This is a genomic window from Paracoccus sp. BR5-17, from assembly GCF_055693925.1.
Genome location: NZ_JBVFUV010000003.1, coordinates 444,190 through 461,689, shown reverse-complemented (window position 1 = coordinate 461,689; position 17,500 = coordinate 444,190). Strand labels below are relative to the sequence as shown.

The 17,500-nt window shown below is 68.9% G+C and carries 18 protein-coding genes and 1 pseudogene; 13 read left to right on the top strand and 6 right to left on the bottom strand.

Annotated features, from left to right (window positions below; all coding sequences use genetic code 11):
* Positions 1-5: 5 nt before the first annotated feature.
* The 3 genes from ACZ1HC_RS03530 (at position 6) to ACZ1HC_RS03520 (ending at position 2,335) form a co-directional block, all read left to right on the top strand.
* On the top strand, positions 6-485 hold the full coding sequence (locus ACZ1HC_RS03530) for an ureidoglycolate lyase (RefSeq protein WP_472698782.1): 480 nt from the start codon (positions 6-8) through the stop codon (positions 483-485).
* Positions 482-1,114 carry a ribonuclease HII gene (locus tag ACZ1HC_RS03525; RefSeq protein WP_472698781.1) on the top strand — a complete coding sequence of 211 codons (633 nt, stop codon included), beginning with the start codon at positions 482-484 and terminating at the stop codon, positions 1,112-1,114. The genes ACZ1HC_RS03530 and ACZ1HC_RS03525 overlap by 4 nt, the downstream gene beginning before the upstream one ends.
* An 87-nt stretch (positions 1,115-1,201) precedes the next feature.
* Positions 1,202-2,335 (top strand): DNA methyltransferase, encoded by a 1,134-nt coding sequence (locus ACZ1HC_RS03520; protein WP_472698780.1) that lies wholly within the window; start codon positions 1,202-1,204, stop codon positions 2,333-2,335.
* Positions 2,336-2,423: 88 nt separating this feature from the next.
* On the opposite strand, the gene leuD is transcribed toward ACZ1HC_RS03520, so the two are convergent.
* Positions 2,424-3,029, bottom strand: a complete 606-nt coding sequence (gene leuD, locus ACZ1HC_RS03515) for a 3-isopropylmalate dehydratase small subunit (RefSeq protein ID WP_472698779.1) — start codon at positions 3,027-3,029, stop codon at positions 2,424-2,426.
* Positions 3,030-3,240: 211 nt separating this feature from the next.
* On the opposite strand from leuD, the gene ACZ1HC_RS03510 reads away from it, so the two are divergent.
* Positions 3,241-4,011, top strand: a complete 771-nt coding sequence (locus tag ACZ1HC_RS03510) for a VPLPA-CTERM sorting domain-containing protein (protein ID WP_472698778.1) — start codon at positions 3,241-3,243, stop codon at positions 4,009-4,011.
* Positions 4,012-4,075: 64 nt separating this feature from the next.
* Here the strand turns inward: ACZ1HC_RS03510 and leuC are convergent, their stop codons facing one another.
* On the bottom strand, positions 4,076-5,512 hold the full coding sequence (gene leuC, locus ACZ1HC_RS03505) for a 3-isopropylmalate dehydratase large subunit (protein ID WP_472698777.1): 1,437 nt from the start codon (positions 5,510-5,512) through the stop codon (positions 4,076-4,078).
* A gap of 234 nt (positions 5,513-5,746) precedes the next feature.
* Here leuC and ACZ1HC_RS03500 point away from each other — a divergent pair, with 234 nt between their 5' ends.
* From ACZ1HC_RS03500 to ACZ1HC_RS03470, 7 genes are all read left to right on the top strand, one after another.
* Positions 5,747-7,105 (top strand): mechanosensitive ion channel family protein, encoded by a 1,359-nt coding sequence (locus ACZ1HC_RS03500; protein ID WP_472698776.1) that lies wholly within the window; start codon positions 5,747-5,749, stop codon positions 7,103-7,105.
* 77 nt (positions 7,106-7,182) lie between these two features.
* Entirely contained in the window at positions 7,183-7,605 is a 423-nt protein-coding gene (rsfS, locus tag ACZ1HC_RS03495; protein WP_472700770.1) for a ribosome silencing factor, read from the top strand.
* Positions 7,606-7,621: 16 nt separating this feature from the next.
* Entirely contained in the window at positions 7,622-8,089 is a 468-nt protein-coding gene (gene rlmH / locus ACZ1HC_RS03490; RefSeq protein WP_472698775.1) for a 23S rRNA (pseudouridine(1915)-N(3))-methyltransferase RlmH, read from the top strand.
* Between the two features lie 172 nt (positions 8,090-8,261).
* Positions 8,262-9,779: a 2,3-bisphosphoglycerate-independent phosphoglycerate mutase gene (gpmI, locus tag ACZ1HC_RS03485; protein WP_472698774.1), complete on the top strand. Its 1,518-nt coding sequence runs from the start codon at positions 8,262-8,264 to the stop codon at positions 9,777-9,779.
* Positions 9,776-10,951, top strand: coding sequence for a murein hydrolase activator EnvC family protein (locus ACZ1HC_RS03480; protein WP_472698773.1), 1,176 nt, complete (start codon positions 9,776-9,778; stop codon positions 10,949-10,951). The genes gpmI and ACZ1HC_RS03480 overlap by 4 nt, the downstream gene beginning before the upstream one ends.
* 17 nt (positions 10,952-10,968) lie before the next feature.
* Positions 10,969-12,399 carry a S41 family peptidase gene (locus ACZ1HC_RS03475; RefSeq protein ID WP_472698772.1) on the top strand — a complete coding sequence of 477 codons (1,431 nt, stop codon included), beginning with the start codon at positions 10,969-10,971 and terminating at the stop codon, positions 12,397-12,399.
* Positions 12,400-12,447: 48 nt separating this feature from the next.
* Positions 12,448-12,882 (top strand): RNA pyrophosphohydrolase, encoded by a 435-nt coding sequence (locus ACZ1HC_RS03470; RefSeq protein ID WP_472698771.1) that lies wholly within the window; start codon positions 12,448-12,450, stop codon positions 12,880-12,882.
* 66 nt (positions 12,883-12,948) lie between these two features.
* On the opposite strand, the gene ACZ1HC_RS03465 is transcribed toward ACZ1HC_RS03470, so the two are convergent.
* From ACZ1HC_RS03465 to ACZ1HC_RS03455, 3 genes and pseudogenes are all read right to left on the bottom strand, one after another.
* The gene (locus tag ACZ1HC_RS03465) at positions 12,949-13,125 is read right to left on the bottom strand and encodes a hypothetical protein (protein WP_472698770.1); all 177 of its coding nucleotides are present in this window, start codon (positions 13,123-13,125) and stop codon (positions 12,949-12,951) included.
* A gap of 100 nt (positions 13,126-13,225) precedes the next feature.
* A pseudogene (locus ACZ1HC_RS03460) lies at positions 13,226-14,480 on the bottom strand (lytic murein transglycosylase).
* Between the two features lie 84 nt (positions 14,481-14,564).
* Positions 14,565-14,903, bottom strand: a complete 339-nt coding sequence (locus ACZ1HC_RS03455; RefSeq protein ID WP_472698769.1) for a hypothetical protein — start codon at positions 14,901-14,903, stop codon at positions 14,565-14,567.
* Between the two features lie 76 nt (positions 14,904-14,979).
* Between ACZ1HC_RS03455 and ACZ1HC_RS03450 the strand changes: the two genes are divergently transcribed.
* A complete protein-coding gene (locus tag ACZ1HC_RS03450) occupies positions 14,980-15,450 on the top strand; it encodes a YbaK/EbsC family protein (protein ID WP_472698768.1) in 471 nt (156 codons plus the stop codon).
* Here ACZ1HC_RS03450 and ACZ1HC_RS03445 read toward each other — a convergent pair.
* Entirely contained in the window at positions 15,440-16,234 is a 795-nt protein-coding gene (locus tag ACZ1HC_RS03445) for an alpha/beta hydrolase (RefSeq protein WP_472698767.1), read from the bottom strand. The genes ACZ1HC_RS03450 and ACZ1HC_RS03445 overlap by 11 nt on opposite strands.
* 61 nt (positions 16,235-16,295) lie before the next feature.
* Between ACZ1HC_RS03445 and kynU the strand changes: the two genes are divergently transcribed.
* Positions 16,296-17,483, top strand: a complete 1,188-nt coding sequence (kynU, locus tag ACZ1HC_RS03440; RefSeq protein WP_472698766.1) for a kynureninase — start codon at positions 16,296-16,298, stop codon at positions 17,481-17,483.
* Positions 17,484-17,500: the final 17 nt, after the last annotated feature.

The following is a 17,500-nucleotide window of genomic DNA, read 5'->3' as shown; positions in this document are numbered from 1 at the left end:
AAGCTATGACCACCATCCGCATCGAACCCATCACCCGCGCGGCCTTCGCGCCCTTCGGCGACCTGCTGACCCCGCGCGCCGCCCCCGACCGGATGATCAACGCCGGCCGCTGCGAACGTCATCATGCGCTTGCGACCGTCGAGCGGCACGGGGGCGAGGCGGTCATCTCGATCTTCCGGTCGCAGGCGGTGAGCCTGCCCTACGACTGCGGGCTGCTGGAACGCCACCCCCTGGGCAGCCAGGCCTTCATGCCGCTGGGGCCGGATCCCTGGATGTCGGTCGTCGCACCCGACGACGGCGGCCGCCCCGGCCGGCCCCGCGCTTTCCTGGTCCCGGCGGGCATGGGCGTGAACCTGCGCGCGGGGGTCTGGCACGGCGTGCTGACGCCGCTGGACCGTCCTGCCGATTTCCTTGTGGTGGACCGCGAGGGCGACGGCGTGAACCTTGAAGAGGTCGCCATCACCCCGGTGACCATCACCGCATGAGCCTGCCCGATTTCAGCGTCGAACTGGCCGCCCTTTCGCAGGGCGCGCGCCGCGTCGCCGGGGTGGACGAGGTCGGGCGCGGCCCGCTGGCCGGTCCGGTCACCGCCGCCGCCGTGGTGCTGGACCCCCAGAACATCCCCGAAGGATTGAACGATTCCAAGAAGCTGACCCCCAGACGGCGCGAGGCCCTGGCCGCCTGGCTGACGGCCCACTGCGACCACTGCATCGTCCATGTCGGCGTCGATGAGATCGACCGGCTGAACATCTATCACGCCTCGCATCTGGCGATGTGCCGAGCGGTGGCGGGACTGCGGAGCAAGCCCTGCCTGGTGCTGGTGGACGGCAACCGCGTGCCGCGCGACCTGTCCTGCCCCGGCGAGGCCATCGTCGCGGGCGATGCGCGCTGCGCGACGATCGCCGCGGCCTCGATCCTGGCCAAGGTGGCGCGCGACCGGCTGATGGTGGATTTGGGGCAACAACACCCCGGCTACGGCTGGGATTCCAATGCCGGATATGCCACGGCCGCGCATCTGCAGGCGCTGCTGGATCTGGGCGCGACCCCCTATCATAGGCGTTCCTTTGCCCCGGTCCACAACATCTTGTGTAAAGCCCCCGAAACAAGCCCTTGATTCAAAAAGAAATTGACGCCGATTCGGCGGTGAATCATCTTGGGCGGATACCAGACCGGACCCAAGCCGGCGATTTACCCCGAGGCGATGATGACGAAGACCAAGGATCAGCGCATGGCAGCCGCGCGACCGTTACCCCTGAACCGAATCCTGGCGGGCGACTGCGTCGAGGTGATGAACGCGCTTCCCGAAGCCAGCGTGGACCTGATCTTCGCCGATCCGCCCTATAACCTGCAACTGCGCGGCGACCTGCACCGGCCCGACCATTCCAAGGTCGATGCGGTCGATGATCATTGGGACCGGTTCTCCAGCTTCGCCAGCTACGACGCCTTCACGCGCGACTGGCTGGCCGCCGCGCGGCGTCTGCTGAAGCCCGACGGCGCGATCTGGGTCATCGGCAGCTATCACAACATCTTCCGCGTGGGGGCCGAGATCCAGAACCAGGGCTTCTGGATCATGAACGACGTGATCTGGCGCAAGGCGAACCCCATGCCCAACTTCCGCGGCAAGCGGCTGACCAATGCCCATGAAACGCTGATCTGGGCCGCGAAGTCCGAATCCTCGAGATACACCTTCAACTACGAGGCGCTGAAGTCGCTGAACGAGGGCACGCAGATGCGGTCCGACTGGGTCCTGCCCATCTGCAGCGGCGGCGAAAGGTTGAAGGACGCGGCGGGCGACAAGGCCCATCCGACGCAGAAGCCCGAATCGCTGCTGCACCGGGTCATCATCGGCACGACCAATCCGGGCGACGTCGTGCTGGATCCGTTCTTCGGCACCGGCACGACCGGCGCGGTGGCCAAGATGCTGGGACGCGACTTCATCGGCATCGAGCGCGAGGAGGCCTACCGCGAGGTGGCCGAGCGCCGCATCGGCCGCATCCGCCGCCTGGACGCCGAGGCGCTGGCCACGACGCGGGCCAAGCGCGCCGAGCCGCGGATCCCCTTCGGCCAGGTGATCGAGCGCGGGATGCTGCGCCCGGGCGAGGAGCTGTATTCCATGAACAACCGCCACAAGGCCAAGGTGCGCGCCGACGGCAGCCTGATCGGCAATGACGTGAAGGGCTCGATCCACCAGGTCGGCGCGGCGCTGGAAGGGGCGCCCAGCTGCAACGGCTGGACCTACTGGCATTACCGGCGCGAGGGCCGGATGATCCCCATCGACATCCTGCGCCAGCAGATCCGCGCCGAGATGGAGGGCGAGGTGTCCCGCCCCAACTGAACCCCCAGTTCGCCTGGTTCCCCGGCTGCCGCCAAAGGGGGACCCCCTTGCCCCGCCATGACTGGCGGGGCTTTTTTCGCTGCGGGCGTCAGACCCAGGGCCGCGCCTGCGCCATCTGCGTCTCGAACTGCTCGATGACCGGGGCCCGCTCCATCGTCAGGCCGATGTCGTCCAGCCCGTTCAGCAGGCAGTGCTTGCGGAAGGGATCGACGTCGAACCGGAACACCACCCCGTCCGAGGTGGTGACGGTCTGGCTTTCCAGATCCACCGTCATGCGGGCATTGGCGCCCTTCTTCGCATCCTCCATCAGGACGTCCACGGCCTCTTGGGGCAGGACGATCGGCAGGATGCCGTTCTTGAAGCAGTTGTTGAAGAAGATGTCGGCGAAGCTGGTCGAGATCACGCAGCGGATCCCGAAGTCCAGAAGCGCCCAGGGCGCGTGTTCGCGCGACGATCCGCAGCCGAAGTTGTCGCCGGCGACGATGATCCGGGCCTCGCGCCAGGCGGGCTGGTTCAGCACGAAATCCGGGATCTCGTTTCCCTCGCGGTCATAGCGCATCTCGTCGAACAGGTTGACGCCCAGCCCCGACCGCCGGATCGTCTTCAGGAACTGCTTGGGGATGATCATGTCGGTGTCGATGTTGACCAGCGGCATGGGCGCCGCAATCCCGGTCAGGGTGGTGAACTTCTCCATGGGGGACCGTTGCCTGCTGAAGGGTGGGGTGGTGCAACCTTATGATGAATAAGGCCCATCCTGCTTGTATTGGAGAGGGAACCGGCGGTCGTCAAGACGACTTTCCTGCCCCTTCGGGCCACGATTGCTGTTGTGCTTCGGGGTTCTTGCCGGCACGATATTGAACGCGATCACCTTTTCGCGAGTCTTTTTAAAAAGGGAAATGGTCATGATGAAAGACAGACTCCGGCTTGCCGCCTTGTCGCTGGCGGGTGCTGCACTGATGGGAACGGCGGCATCGGCCGCGGTGGTGCGCGTCGACGAAGCCGACTTCCAGCCGTCCGCGGGCTTGATCACCTTCAGCGAAGTGCCGCTTCTGACCATCAATCCGGTCTATACGCCCGACCTCTATGGGGGCGGTCCGACGGCGCCCACGGTGAGGTTCGACGGCTATTTCCTGGGACAGTCTCTAAGCGCCAATCCCGCCGTGGACTGCCCCGGCGGTGCGCCCGGTGCCTGTGTCGTCGGCACCCCACGTCCGGGTCTGGCGCTGGATCCCGCAGCGCTCTTTACCTTTGTCGTGACTGACGGGGCCGCGCCGAATTCCCCCGTTCTGTCCGGCTTTCCCCCTTACAACGGCGCGATTGCGGTCCTGTTCGACTCCGATCAGTTCGGGGTGGGCTTCGACGCGGGCTTTTTCGACGCGGCGGGCTCGCTTGGCCTGACGGCCTTCAATCGCAACGGCGACTTGCTGGGGACGGTCAGCAACCAAGGCTTCGGCATCGAGTTCCTGGGGCTGGTGTCCGATGCGGCCGACATTGCCGGGGTGCTGTTCAGCCTGACCGGACCCGAACCGGGGGGCTTCGCCATCGACAGCCTGCGCTTTGGCGAACGCGACGATATCATCGTCAATCCCGCGCCGATCCCTCTGCCTGCCGCGGGATGGCTGCTGCTGGGCGGGCTGGGGGGCCTGGCCGCCCTGCGCCGGCGCCGCGCCGCCTGACGTCTGCCGATGTCGCACAGCGCCCGCCGCAGGACGGTGGGCGTTGCGCTTCGGGCGGGACGGGTCAGGCGGGGGCCGAAGCCAGTTCCCGCACATCCACCAGATGCCCCGCCACCCCTGCCGCCGCCGCCATCGCCGGCGACATCAGGTGGGTGCGCCCCTTGTAGCCCTGGCGGCCTTCGAAGTTGCGGTTGCTGGTCGCGGCGCAGCGTTCGCCGGGGGCAAGCTGGTCGGGGTTCATGCCCAGGCACATCGAGCAGCCGGCCAGGCGCCATTCGAAGCCCGCGTCCTTGAAGACCCGGTCCAGTCCTTCTTCTTCGGCCTGGGCACGCACCAGGCCCGATCCGGGCACCACCATGCCGCGCACGCCCGAAGCCAGCCTGCGCCCGCGCAGCACCTCGGCCGCGGCGCGCAGATCCTCGATCCGGCCGTTGGTGCAGGATCCGATGAAGACCGCGTCGATGGCGATGTCGGTCAGCCGCGTGCCGGGAACCAGGCCCATGTAATCCAGGCTGCGCCGCGCGGCCTCGACCTTGCCGCCAGAGAAGTCGGAAGGGTCGGGGACGGTCGCGGTGATGGGCAGGGCGTCCTCGGGGCTGGTGCCCCAGGTGACGGTCGGGGCGATGTCCTCGCCGCGCAGGGTCACGACCTTGTCCCAATGCGCATCCGCGTCCGAGAACAGCGTCTTCCACCAGGCGACCGCGGCCTCCCATTGCGCGCCCTTGGGGGCGTGGGGGCGGCCCCTGACATAGTCTAAGGTGGTCTGGTCCGGGGCGATCAGGCCCGCGCGGGCGCCGCCCTCGATCGCCATGTTGCAGATCGTCATGCGGCCTTCCATCGACAGGCCGCGGATGACCTCGCCGCAGTATTCGATGACATGGCCGGTGCCGCCGCCGGTGCCGGTCTTGGCGATGATCGCCAGCACCACGTCCTTGGCGGTGACGCCGGGGGCGAGGCGGCCGGTCACCTCGACCTTCATGTTCTTCGACTTCTTCTGGATCAGGGTCTGCGTGGCGAGGACATGCTCGACCTCGGAGGTGCCGATGCCGTGGGCCAGCGCGCCGAAGGCGCCGTGGGTGGCGGTATGGCTGTCGCCGCAGACGACGGTCATGCCGGGCAGGGTCCAGCCCTGTTCGGGACCGACGATATGGACGATGCCCTGGCGGATGTCGTTGACCGGGTAATAGACCACGCCGAATTCCCGGGCGTTGCGGTCCAGCGCCTCGACCTGGATGCGCGATTCCTCGTTGTCGATGCCCTTCTCGCGGTCCCAGGTGGTGGGAACGTTGTGGTCGGGCACAGCGATGGTGCGTTCGGGGGCGCGGACGGCGCGGCCCGACAGGCGCAGCCCCTCGAAGGCCTGCGGGCTTGTCACCTCGTGGACCAGGTGGCGGTCGATATACAGAAGGCAGGTGCCGTCATCCTGTCGATCGACGACATGGGCATCCCAGATCTTGTCGTAGAGGGTCCGCCCGGCGGCGGGCTTGGGTTCGATGGTCATGGCTGGTGGCTTTCGGCTGTGATGGAAACGGGGGCGACGGACCGGCTGCGGCGGCGCCGCAGCCCGTCACAGTCGCGCCGTGACGCCGCGCATCTCGCCGAAGAACCGCGAAGGCAGGCGCGCGCGGTCATGGATGTCGAAATAAATGAACCCGGACATGGATGATCTTTTAAGGCGCTTTTCGCGTTGACGCAACAATGCCGGCGGGGGCCTCCGGCACCGCGAGGAGAGGGCATGGAGCCGGTCGCACCGAATGTCGTGGATGCCGCGCAGGGGCTGTGGTCGCGCCTGGCGCTGTTCCTCGAGACCATGATCCTGCCCGCGCGCCTGTATCAATTGGCCGCGGTCGTGGCGCTGATCGCACTGTCCTGGCTGCTGGGGCGTCTGGCTGCCGGCCTGTGGGACCGCTGGCTGCGCCGGCGCGAGAACTGGCCGAAATGGCAGCTGCGCCTGGGGGTGCTGATCGGCCGCCGGATGGGGCTGATCGTCTTTGCGGCCCTCGCCTGGGCGGTGGTCCTGGTGATGCACGAAATCACCTGGCCCTCGCGCAGCGCCGTGATCGCGCTGGCGGCCTCGATCGCGACGGCCTGGCTCGTGATCTACTTCGTGGTCCGGCTGATCGCCAACCGGCTGTTGCGGCGCCTCGTCGGCTGGCTCGGCTGGGTGTGGGTGACGCTCTATCTGCTGGGCCTGACCGAGCCGACGGCCGACTTCCTGGACAGCATCGCCATCACCCTGGGCCAGTTGCGCCTGTCGGCCCTGACGGTGCTGAAGGCCCTGGTCGTCACCGGCCTTCTGATCGGCGGCGCGCGGGCGCTGTCGCGCATCGTCACCGGCAGGCTGGCGCGCAACCAGGACATCTCGCCGACGATGCGGGTGCTGACGGCCAAGCTGTTGCAGGTGGCGCTGTTCAGCCTGGCGGTGGTGGTCGGCCTCAAGGCGGCGGGCTTCGATCTGACCGGCCTTGCGGTGTTTTCCGGCGCGGTCGGGGTGGGGCTGGGGTTCGGCTTGCAGAAGGTGGTGTCCAACCTGGTCTCGGGGATCATCATCCTGCTGGACAAGTCGATCAAGCCCGGCGACGTGATCAGCCTTGGCGACACCTTCGGCTGGATCGAGGAACTGGGCGCCCGCTATGTCAGCGTCGTCACCCGCGACGGCAAGGAATACCTGATCCCCAACGAGGATCTGGTGACGGGTCAGGTGGTCAACTGGTCCCACACCGACGAATTCGTGCGCCTGGATCTGACCTTCGGGACCTCGTACCAGGACGATCCCCACAAGGTCAGCGCCCTGGCGATCGCGGCTGTGCAGACGGTCCCGCGGGTGCTGTCGCACAAGCCGGCGGTCTGCTGGATCACCGGTTTCGGCGACAGTTCGATCGACTACGTCCTGCGTTTCTGGATCGACGACGCCGCCGGCGGGCTGACGAACGTGCGCGGGCAGGTCTATCTGGCGCTGTGGGACAGCTTTCGCGAAAACGGCGTCACCCTGCCGTTCCCGCAGCGCGAGGTGCGGGTTCTGGCCCCGGTCGCCGTCGAGACCCGGCCCGCCGCCGCTGCGGTGCGCGACCGCCAGCCGGACCGGGAACATTGAGATGGTCTGAAAAGTTGCTATCTTTGATCCATCCCCTGCGCCGGGGGCGATCGGCGCGCTGACCGGAGGATACAACCCTGTCACAAGACGTCTCGCCGGCCACGGGGCCGGCAGCGACCGCCGCCGGGCCGGATCTGACCAGCGACCAGATCCTTGCCCGCATCCTGTCCTCGCTTGACGACGACAAGGCCGAGGACATCGTCACGATCGACCTTCGTGGGCGGTCGTCCATCGCGGATCACATGGTGATCGCATCGGGCCGCAGTTCCCGCCAGGTGGGCGCCATCGCCGAAAAGCTGGCCGACCGCATGAAGCAGCTGACCGGCCGCACCCCCCGCATAGAAGGCAAGGACACCGGCGACTGGGTTCTGATCGACGCCGACGATGTCATCGTCCACGTCTTCCGCCCCGAGGTCCGCGAGTTCTACCAGCTGGAAAAGATGTGGATGCCCGCCGACGCCCTCAGCCGCGTCCGCGAGCAGGCCCGCCCCGCGCACTGAGGCCGGGCGGGGCGTCATGCGGATCGACATCGCCGCGGTCGGGCGGCTGCGCAGGGGCCCCGAGGCCGCGATGGTGGCCGATTACCTGGACCGCTTCGCCAAGGCCGGGCGCAGCCTGGGCCTGCCCCCCGCCACCGTGACCGAGGTCGAGGACCGGCGCGGCGGCGGCATGGCGGCCGAGGCCGAGCTTCTGGCGCGGGCCGTGCCCACGGGCGCGGCGATGGTCTGCATGGACGAACGCGGCGACCAGCCTTCCTCGCCCGATTTCGCGCAGGCCTTGGGGCGCTATCGCGACCAGGCGCGCGATGTCTGCTTCGTGATCGGCGGGGCGGACGGCCTGGATCCGGCGTTGCGCGCGCGCGCCGACTGGCAGATCAGCCTGGGCCGGATGGTCTGGCCGCACATGCTGGTGCGCGTGATGCTGGCCGAACAGCTGTACCGGGCGGCGACGATCCTGGCGGGATCGCCCTATCATCGCCACTAGCGGGCGCCGCGGTCGCGGCCGCCGCGGCGGCCCGCGGGTGCCCTGGCCGGGATGAAGCCCCCTCGGGTCATGCCGGTTCACATATCCCGGAGATCCGGGGGCCGCCCCCGGCCTTTCGGTTGCCGCTGGGCCCGCGCACGCGTAACAAGGCGGAAATCACCCGAGGGCCGACATGACGAAACCTGTGGTCTTGTGCATTCTTGATGGCTGGGGCCTGTCCGACCGGCCCGAGCAAAGCGCGCCGGATCAGGCCGCGACCCCGAATTACGACCGCCTGATGCGCGACTGCCCGCACGCCACGCTGACGACCTTCGGCCCCGATGTCGGCCTGCCGCGCGGGCAGATGGGCAATTCCGAGGTGGGCCACACCAATATCGGCGCCGGCCGCGTGGTGGCGATGGACCTAGGCCAGATCGACCTGGCGATCGAGGACGGCAGCTTCGTCGGCAACGAGGCCCTGATCCGCTTCGTCGAGGGCCTGCGGGCCACCGGGGGCACGGCCCATCTCATGGGCGTGGTGTCCGACGGTGGCGTGCACGGTCACATCGTCCACGTCCAGGCCGCCATTCGCGCCATTGCCGGGGCCGGCGTGCCGGTGGTCGTCCATGCGATCACCGACGGCCGCGACGTGCCGCCGCAATCGGCCATGGGCTTTGTCACCGAACTGCAGGGCTCGTTGCCCGAGGGCGCGCGGATCGGCACCGTCATCGGCCGCTATTACGCGATGGACCGCGACAACCGCTGGGACCGGATCGAACGCGCCTACCGCGCCATCGTCGCCGGGGCGGGACAGCCGGCGGCCGCCGCAGACGAGGCCATCACCCTGGCCTATGACCGGGGCGAGACGGACGAATTCATCCAGCCCTTCATCATCGACGGCTATAACGGCGCGATGGACGGCGACGGGTTCTTCTGCCTCAATTTCCGGGCCGACCGCGCGCGCGAGATTCTGGCGGCGCTTGCGGATCCCGACTTCACCCGGTTCGACACCAGCGACCGCCCGCAATGGGCCGGGCTTCTGGGCATGGTGGATTACAGCAGCCGCCACAGCCAGTTCATGACCACCGCCTATCCCAAGCAGCAGGTGGCCAATACCCTGGGGGCCTGGGTCGCGGCCCAGGGCCTGCGCCAGTTCCGCCTGGCCGAGACCGAGAAGTACCCCCATGTCACCTTCTTCCTGAATGGCGGCAAGGAGGATCCCGAACCCGGCGAGGACCGCTTCATGCCCGACAGCCCGAAGGTGGCGACCTATGACCTGGCGCCGGAAATGGCCGCCGACGCGGTGGCGGCGAAGCTGGTCGAGGTGATCGGCGCGGGCTACGACCTGATCGTGGTGAACTTCGCCAACCCCGACATGGTCGGCCACACCGGCAGCCTGCCCGCCGCGATCCTGGCCTGCGAGGCCGTGGACAGGGGCCTGGGGCGGATGCTGGAGGCGCTGGACCGGGCCGGCGGGGCGGCGGTGATCTGCGCCGATCACGGCAACTGCGAAACCATGATCGACCCGGCGACGGGTGGCCCGCACACCGCCCATACCACCAATCCGGTGCCGGTGATCGTCTATGGCGGCCCGCCCGGCGCGCGGCTGCGCGATGGCCGCCTGGCCGATCTGGCGCCGACGGTGCTGCACCTGATGGGGCTGGAAAAGCCGGCCGAGATGACCGGCGAGAGCCTGATCGTGACCGCATGAGAGTTCTGGCTTCCCTGGCCCTGGCTGCCCTGATCGCCGCCGCCCCTGCTCTCCGGGCGCAGGAACCCTCGGTCAATGCCGCGGTGGCCGAGGCGCAGGACGCCGCCGCCCAGTTGCGCGCCGCGGTTTCCAAGCTGGCCGAGGCGGTGTCGGCGGACGACCAGGTGACCGCCCTGACCGAAGTGATCCGGGGCTATGAGAAGGGCCTGTCCGCGCTGCGCGAGGGCTTGCGCCAGGCCAGCGCGCGCGAGGCCGATCTGCGCGCCCGCTTCGAATCGCAGCGCGCCAGGCTGGCCTCGGTCCTGGGGGCGATGACGGCCCTGCAGCGCGCGCCCGAGGCGACGATGCTGCTGCATCCGGCAGGCGCCCTGGCCAATGCCCGGTCGGGCATGGTCCTGAACGACGTCACGCCCGGCCTGCGCGCCGAGGCCGAACGGCTGAAAGAGGACCTCGAGGAGATCGCCGCGGTGCGCGACCTGCAGGCCGGCGCCGCGCAGATGCTGGGGGCCGGGCTGGAATCGGTCCAGGAAGCGCGGCGCCTGCTGGCAAGCGCCGTCACCGACCGCTCCAGCCTGCCCGTCCGCTATGCCGAGGCGCCCGCCGAATTGCAGACGCTGCGCGACGCGGCGCAAAGCCTGGACGAATTTGCGTCGGGCGTCTCGAAGCTGCAACTGGATGTCGGCCCGCCGATGGCGGATTTCGAAGGCGCGCGGGGCACGCTGCCGCTGCCGGTGGTGGGCACCATCCTGCGCCTTTACGACCAGCCCGACGCGGCGGGCGTCGAACGGCCCGGCTGGGTGATCGCCACGCCCCCGGCGGCGCTGGTCACCACCCCCTGGCCCGCCACGATCCGCTATCGCGGCCCGCTACTGGATTACGGCAATGTGATGATCGTGGAGCCTGCGCGCGGTTATCTTCTGGTCTTTGCAGGCATGGCGCAGGTCTTCGGAGAGGTGGGCGACGTTCTGCAGGCGGGCGACCCGATCGGCCTGATGGGCGGAGCCGAGGCGCCGGCGCAGGAATTCGGCGCGCAATTCGTGACCGATGCCGCCATCGGCGGGAATGCAGGGCAGACCGAATCCCTGTATCTTGAGTTGCGCAAGGGACAGGAAACTCTGGACCCGGCGGAATGGTTCATGCTGAATCCCGTCGTGGAGCCTGAACAGGATTGAAGGCAGGAAAGGCCGTCATGAAACATTATCTGATCGCAGGCGTGGGTGGCGTTCTGGCCGGTGCGCTTCTGACCACCCAGATCGCCGGGCCGCTGGTGGCGCAGGAAACAGGCTCCAACGCCTCGGTCTATGAACAGCTTGAACTGTTCGGGAACGTCTTCGAACGCGTCCGCGCCGATTATGTCGAGGCCCCCGACGACAAGGAACTGATCGAGGCTGCCATCAACGGGATGCTGACCTCGCTGGATCCGCATTCGTCGTTCCTGTCGGCCAGCGACTACGAGGACATGCAGACCCAGACCCGCGGCAGCTTCGGCGGCCTGGGGATCGAGGTCAGCCAGGAGGAGGGGCTGGTGAAGGTCGTCTCGCCCATCGACGACACCCCGGCGGCCGAGGCGGGCGTGAAAACGGGCGACTTCATCACCCATGTGAACGGCGAATCGCTGATGGGGCTGACGCTGGATCAGGCGGTGGACATGATGCGCGGCCCGATCGGGTCCGAGATCACCGTGACCATCCTGCGCGAGGGCGAGACCGAGCCGTTCGATCTGACCATGACCCGCGACACGATCAAGCTGACGGTGGTCAAGACCCGGATCGAGGGCAAGGCGGTCGTGCTGCGCGTGTCCACCTTCAACGACGAGACCTACGACACGCTGAAGGCCGAACTGGAAAAGGCCGTGGCCGAGGCTGGGGGCATCGACAAGGTGACCGGCTTCGTGCTGGATCTGCGCAACAACCCGGGCGGGTTGCTGAACCAGGCGATCAGCGTCTCGGACGCCTTCCTGGACGCCGGGGAAATCGTCAGCACCCGGGGCCGCAACCCCGAGGAAAGCGAACGCTGGAACGCGGAAGCCGGCGATCTGGCCCAAGGCAAGCCGATGGTGGTGCTGACCAACGGCGGCTCGGCCAGCGCGTCGGAAATCGTCGCGGGCGCGCTTCAGGACCATCGCCGCGCCATCGTCGTGGGCGAAAAGACCTTCGGCAAGGGTTCCGTCCAGACGGTGATGCCGGTCACCGCCGACAGCGCCATCCGCCTGACCACTGCGCGCTATTACACCCCGTCGGGGCGGTCGATCCAGTCGCTGGGCATCCAGCCCGACATCCTCGTGGCCCAGCCGGTCCGGCCCCCCGCGTCCGAGGACGAGGAGGAAGGCCCGCGCAGCCAGTCGAACTTCGGCCGCTCCGAAGCCGATCTGCGCGGCGCGCTGAACAACGATTCCGTCAGCGAGGACGAGCGGAAGCAGATCGAGGACGAGGCCGCCGAGGTCGAGGCCACCGCCAAGCTGCGCGAGGAGGACTATCAGCTGGCCTATGCGGTCGATATCCTCAAGGGCCTGGCGGCGGTCGATTTCCAGGCCGACCAGGTGCCTGCCAGCGGAACCCCCGCCGTCACCGGGGAAGGCTCGGGCACCGAGGGAACCGGGGCGGCCAGCACGAATGGCTGAGGCCGACCTGAAGGGGCCGGGGGGCTTCCCTACCGGCCCTGTGCGGGCGTGGTCCTGATCAACGACCAGGGGCTTGTCTTTGCCGGCCGGCGCATCGACACGCCGGGCGCCTGGCAGATGCCCCAGGGCGGGATCGACGGGGACGAGAGCCCGCGCGACGCTGCCCTGCGCGAACTGGTTGAGGAAACGGGCGTCACGCCCGACAAGGTCGAGATCCTGGCCGAGACGCCGGGCTGGCTGCATTACGACCTGCCGCCCCAGCTTCTGGGCAAGATCTGGAACGGCCGCTACGGCGGTCAGCGCCAGAAATGGGTGCTGATGCGGTTTCTGGGCGACGACGCCGACATCCGCATCGACACCGACCACCCCGAGTTCCAGGAATGGTGCTGGATGCCGGCAGCGGTGCTGCTGGACGGCATCGTACCCTTCAAGCGCGGCGTTTATCAGGAAGTGCTGGCAGCCTTCCGCGACCGGCTGGCCTGACCGACCGGCAGGCCTATCGCGGCCTTTGCCCTTCGGCGCGGCACAGGGCGTCCGCCTCGGCCACGGTCATGTCGCCGGGATGTCAATGGAGCGGTCCCAGCTGTGCAGGGTCTGCGTGTAGAGCTGGCAGCGGACCGGACCCTTTGCGGTATCGATGGTGACGGGCGGGGTTTCCAGCAGCTGCGGGCTGCAACCCGCAAGACCGAAGGCGGCGGCAAACGACAAGGCGAGGGAACGAAACAAGGGCGGTGATCCTGATGACGGGAACTCGGACCCGACTTACGCGAGGATCAGTTAACAATGTGTTAAGGCGGCGCCGTCGCGCCGCCCGTGACGTTCAGGTTCAGCGCCGCAACTGCGCCAGCAGGATCGAGGTCGGATAGCCGTCGGGCGTGACCCCGATCGACCGCTGATAGGCGGCAACGGATTCCATCGTGGCCGACCCGAACAGCCCGTCGATCTCGCCCTGGTAGAAGCCCTTGGCGCGCAGGCGCTGCTGGATCTCCTGCCGCTCGGACGTGGAGAGCGGGCGGTCGTTGCGTGGCCAGGATCCCTGGATGCCGGGGCGGCCGGCGATGCGTTCGCCCAGGAAGGCCACGCCAAGCGCGTAGTTGTCCGAGTTGTTGTAGCGCAGGATCGACCGGAAGTTGTCGAGGATCAGGAAGGCCGGGCCGTTGGCCCCCGCCGGCATGATGATCGACCCGCTGCCGGACGGCAGCGCCCCCGCCGAACCGGCGCACGCCCTGCGCGGCCCAGTCCGACCGCCGCGTGCCCTTGCCGATCAGGCCCATGTTGAAGCCCTGCGGCAACTGCACCTCGGCCCCCCAGGGCTGGCCCGGCACCCAGCCGTTGCGGCGCAGATAGTTCGCGGTCGAGGCCAGCGCGTCGGTCGGATCCTCGGACCAGATGTCGCGGCGCCCGTCGCCGGTGAAATCGACGGCGTAATCCAGATAGGAGGTCGGCATGAACTGCGTGTGGCCCATCGCCCCCGCCCAGCTTCCCAGCATGTGTTCGGGATCGGTGTCGCCCGCCTGCAGGATCCGCAGCGAGGCGATCAGCTGGTTCTGGAACATCTCGCCCCGGCGGCCGTCATAGGCCAGCGTGGTCAGCGACGGGATGATCTGCATCTTGCCGCGATTGGCGCCGAAGTTGGATTCCATCCCCCAGACGGCCAGCACGATCTCGCGCGGGACGCCGTAGCGCGCCTCGATCTGCGACAGGGTGCCGGACAGTTGCGCGGCCTTCTGGCGCCCGGTGGTGACGCGCACATCCGACACGGCGCTGTCCAGATACAGCCAGACGGGGCGGCTGAACTCGGCCTGCTTGCGGTCCAGGCGGATCACCTCGGGGTTGTAGCGCGCGATGCGCATGGCCCGGTCGTAGGTGGCGGGCGACACGCCCGAGGCCAGGGCGCGCGGCCGGAAGGACTGCACGAAGTTCTGCAGGCCGGCTTCGTCCCCCGCGGATGCGGCCGGGATCGGCGCGGGCGTGACCGGCGCGCTCGAGGCCATGCTGCCCGGTGCGCGGTTCACCGGACCCGCGCAGGATGCCAGGGCACCCACCAGGGCGGTGGTGAGGAAGATGCGGGAAAATGTCATGTGATCGCCTGTCCTGACTGCTGCTTTTGTTGTTGCCGGCAGTCTAGCGAATACACTTTCGGTTGAATAGGGCCGCCTCGCCCGTCAGTGCAGCGTTTCCCCCTCGTCCGAGGCGCCCTCGCCCTGGAAGAAGGGCTGCATCTGCGCGACGATGACCGAATTTTCGTCCAGTGCCCGCTGCATCAGGGCGCGCTCGTCCGCGTTGATCTCGTGGCCCTCGGCCAGGCGTTCCTCGAGCGTGCCGTAACCGGTGACGTCCAGCGGCGCCAGATCCGCCTGCTTGAGGATCGCGACGGTCTCGCGCACCGCCTCGGCCTCGTCCCGGCCGGCGGCATAGCAGATCAGCGCGGCGCCGGTCGAACCCTCGGGCAGGCCGTCGTCCTTGGCCCGGCCCACTTGGACCAGAAGGGTATAGACGTTCATGGCGACCTCCGTGATGATCCCCTTGCAACAGCACGGTTGACGCCGAAGCGCAAGGCGCGTGGCGCGGAAGGACACCATGAGCAAGAGCGTGGCGCGGGTCAGGGCGGCCCTGGATGCGGCAGGCGTGGCGGTCGAGATCCTGGAGATGTCGGACAGCACCCGCACCGCCGAGAATGCCGCGCGGGCGGCGGGCTGCGCGGTCGATCAGATCGCCAAGTCGATCATCTTCCGGGGCGAGGAAACCGGCCACGTGGTCCTGTTCCTGACCGCAGGCGGCAACCGGGTCGATCCCGCCCGCGCCACCGCCGTCGCGGGCCAGCCCCTGGGCAAGGCCGACGCCGCCCTGATCCGAGAGGAAACCGGCTTCGCCATCGGCGGCGTCGCGCCTGTCGGACACCTGAAGCCCGTCACTGCCTTCTTCGACCCGCGCTTGCTGGATTTCGACCGGGTCTGGGCGGCGGCGGGCACGCCGCGCCATGTCTTCGCGATCGCGCCGGGGATGCTGCTGGAACTGACGGGCGCGCGGCTGGCGGACTTCACCGGCTGACCAGCAGCCGGTCCAGCAGCGGGCCGTCGGCCCGTTCCAGCCTGTCGATGACGTTGAAGTGGTGGAGGCCGGGGTCGATCACGCAGTCGGTGGGCGCACCCAGGCCCGCCCAGATGTCGGCCAGCAGGCGGGCCTGGCGGATGAACTCGGGCCGCTCCATGCCGCCGACCCAGGTGGTGACGGGGATCCCCTGGCGCGGGGCCAGCAGGGCGGGGCTTTCGGATGCAGCCTCGGGTCCGTCCAGATGCAGCGTGTCGTTCATCGCCGTGCGCAGCAGCGGGCGCAGGTCGGTCAGGGGCGAGATGGGGACGCAGGCCGTCACCCGCGCCGCCACGGCATCGGGCAGCGCGGCGTCGTCGCAGACCAGCCGCGCCGCCAGGTGCCCGCCCGCCGAATGTCCCGTCAGCGCGATCGGCCCGCCGATCAGCCCGGCGGCCTCGGTCACGGACGCCGCAACCGCGCGCGTGATCTGCGCGATCCGCGCCTGCGGGGCCAGCGGATAGCCGGGCATCGCCACCGCCCAGCCGCGTGCCAGGGCGCCCGCCGCCAGATGCGACCACATCGTGGGATCGAAGCGCATCCAGTAACCGCCGTGGATGAAGACCATCAGCCCCCGCGGGGTGCCGTCGGGGCGAAACAGGTGGCCGCGGCCCAAGGGCGCGGGCGGGCGCGCTGTGCGGAACTTTGCGGCGGCTTCCTGCCAGCGGGGGGCAAAGCCCTCGGCCCCGGGGATATGCGCGCCGTTGGCGTAGGCATCGTCCCAGTCTGTGACGTGATAGATCATCCTGCCCTCTCTTTCCGGCAGCAAAGGCCGCTGCTAGCCTGCGGTCAAGATGGAGAACGCCATGACCGACTTTGCCGCGACCCGCCGGGCCTTCCACCTGCCCCGGGGGATCACCTATCTGGACGGCAATTCGCTGGGGCCGATGCCTCTGGCTGCCCGGGACCGCGTGGCGCGCATGATGGCCGAGGAATGGTCCGAGATGCTGATCACCGGCTGGAACAGGGCCGGCTGGTATGTCCAGCCGCGCCGCGTCGGCGACCGCATCGCCCGGCTGATCGGCGCGGGGCCGGGGCAGGTGGTGATGGGCGACACGCTGTCGATCAAGGTCTTCCAGGCGCTGAGCGCGGCCCTGGCGCTGCGGCCGGGCCGGCGGGTGATCCTGTCCGACAGCGGCAACTTTCCGTCCGACCTGTATGTGGCGCAGGGTCTGGCCCGCGCCCTGGGCGCCGAGCTGCGCGTCGCGGCGCCCGAGGAGGTCGAGACGGCCATCGCCGGCGACCTGGCCGTGCTGATGCTGACCGAGGTGGATTACCGCACCGGGCGGCGTCACGACATGGCCGCATTGACCCGCCGCGCGCACGAGGCGGGCGCGCTGGCGGTCTGGGATCTGGCCCATTCGGCAGGCGCCGTCGATGTGGACCTGACCGGGGCGGATGCGGATTTCGCCGTCGGCTGCACCTACAAGTACCTCAACGGCGGTCCGGGCGCGCCGGCCTTCATCTGGATCCACCCCCGCCATGCCGATGCGGCCCAGCCGATCCTGCAGGGCTGGATGGGCCACGACGCGCCCTTCGCCTTCGACCCCGATTATCGCCCCGCCGCCGGGGTAGAGCGGATGCGGGTCGGGACGCCGCCGGTGATCGCGCTGGCCGCGCTCGAGGCGGCGCTGGACGTCTGGGACGGCGTGGACTTGGCCGACCTGCGGGCCCGGTCGATCGTGCTGACCCAGGCCTTCATCGCCGGGGTCGAGGCAAGCTGCCCGGAGGTCGCGCTGCATTCGCCGCGCGATCCGGCGCTTCGCGGGTCGCAGGTGGGCCTGCGCCATCCCCAGGGCTACGCGGTGATGCAGGCGCTGATCGCGGCGGGCATCATCGGCGACTTCCGCGCGCCCGACGTTCTCCGTTTCGGCTTCGCGCCGCTCTACAACGACCTGGAGGATGTCGAGCGGGCCGTGGACGCCTTGGCCCGGATCCTGCGCGACGAAAGCTGGAATCACGAGGAGTTTCAGCGAAAGGCCGCCGTGACGTAGGGGCAGGGGGCTTCCCC

Coding starts and splice junctions, on each gene's coding strand:
- ACZ1HC_RS03525 (WP_472698781.1), top strand. CDS start 482: ATGAGCCTGCCCGATTTCAGCGTCGAACTGGCCGCCCTTTCGCAGGGC.
- ACZ1HC_RS03445 (WP_472698767.1), bottom strand. CDS start 16,234: ATGATCTATCACGTCACAGACTGGGACGATGCCTACGCCAACGGCGCG.
- leuC (WP_472698777.1), bottom strand. CDS start 5,512: ATGACCATCGAACCCAAGCCCGCCGCCGGGCGGACCCTCTACGACAAG.
- ACZ1HC_RS03520 (WP_472698780.1), top strand. CDS start 1,202: ATGATGACGAAGACCAAGGATCAGCGCATGGCAGCCGCGCGACCGTTA.
- rlmH (WP_472698775.1), top strand. CDS start 7,622: ATGCGGATCGACATCGCCGCGGTCGGGCGGCTGCGCAGGGGCCCCGAG.
- ACZ1HC_RS03455 (WP_472698769.1), bottom strand. CDS start 14,903: ATGAACGTCTATACCCTTCTGGTCCAAGTGGGCCGGGCCAAGGACGAC.
- gpmI (WP_472698774.1), top strand. CDS start 8,262: ATGACGAAACCTGTGGTCTTGTGCATTCTTGATGGCTGGGGCCTGTCC.
- ACZ1HC_RS03510 (WP_472698778.1), top strand. CDS start 3,241: ATGAAAGACAGACTCCGGCTTGCCGCCTTGTCGCTGGCGGGTGCTGCA.
- ACZ1HC_RS03475 (WP_472698772.1), top strand. CDS start 10,969: ATGAAACATTATCTGATCGCAGGCGTGGGTGGCGTTCTGGCCGGTGCG.
- ACZ1HC_RS03480 (WP_472698773.1), top strand. CDS start 9,776: ATGAGAGTTCTGGCTTCCCTGGCCCTGGCTGCCCTGATCGCCGCCGCC.
- ACZ1HC_RS03530 (WP_472698782.1), top strand. CDS start 6: ATGACCACCATCCGCATCGAACCCATCACCCGCGCGGCCTTCGCGCCC.
- ACZ1HC_RS03450 (WP_472698768.1), top strand. CDS start 14,980: ATGAGCAAGAGCGTGGCGCGGGTCAGGGCGGCCCTGGATGCGGCAGGC.
- ACZ1HC_RS03500 (WP_472698776.1), top strand. CDS start 5,747: ATGGAGCCGGTCGCACCGAATGTCGTGGATGCCGCGCAGGGGCTGTGG.
- kynU (WP_472698766.1), top strand. CDS start 16,296: ATGACCGACTTTGCCGCGACCCGCCGGGCCTTCCACCTGCCCCGGGGG.
- leuD (WP_472698779.1), bottom strand. CDS start 3,029: ATGGAGAAGTTCACCACCCTGACCGGGATTGCGGCGCCCATGCCGCTG.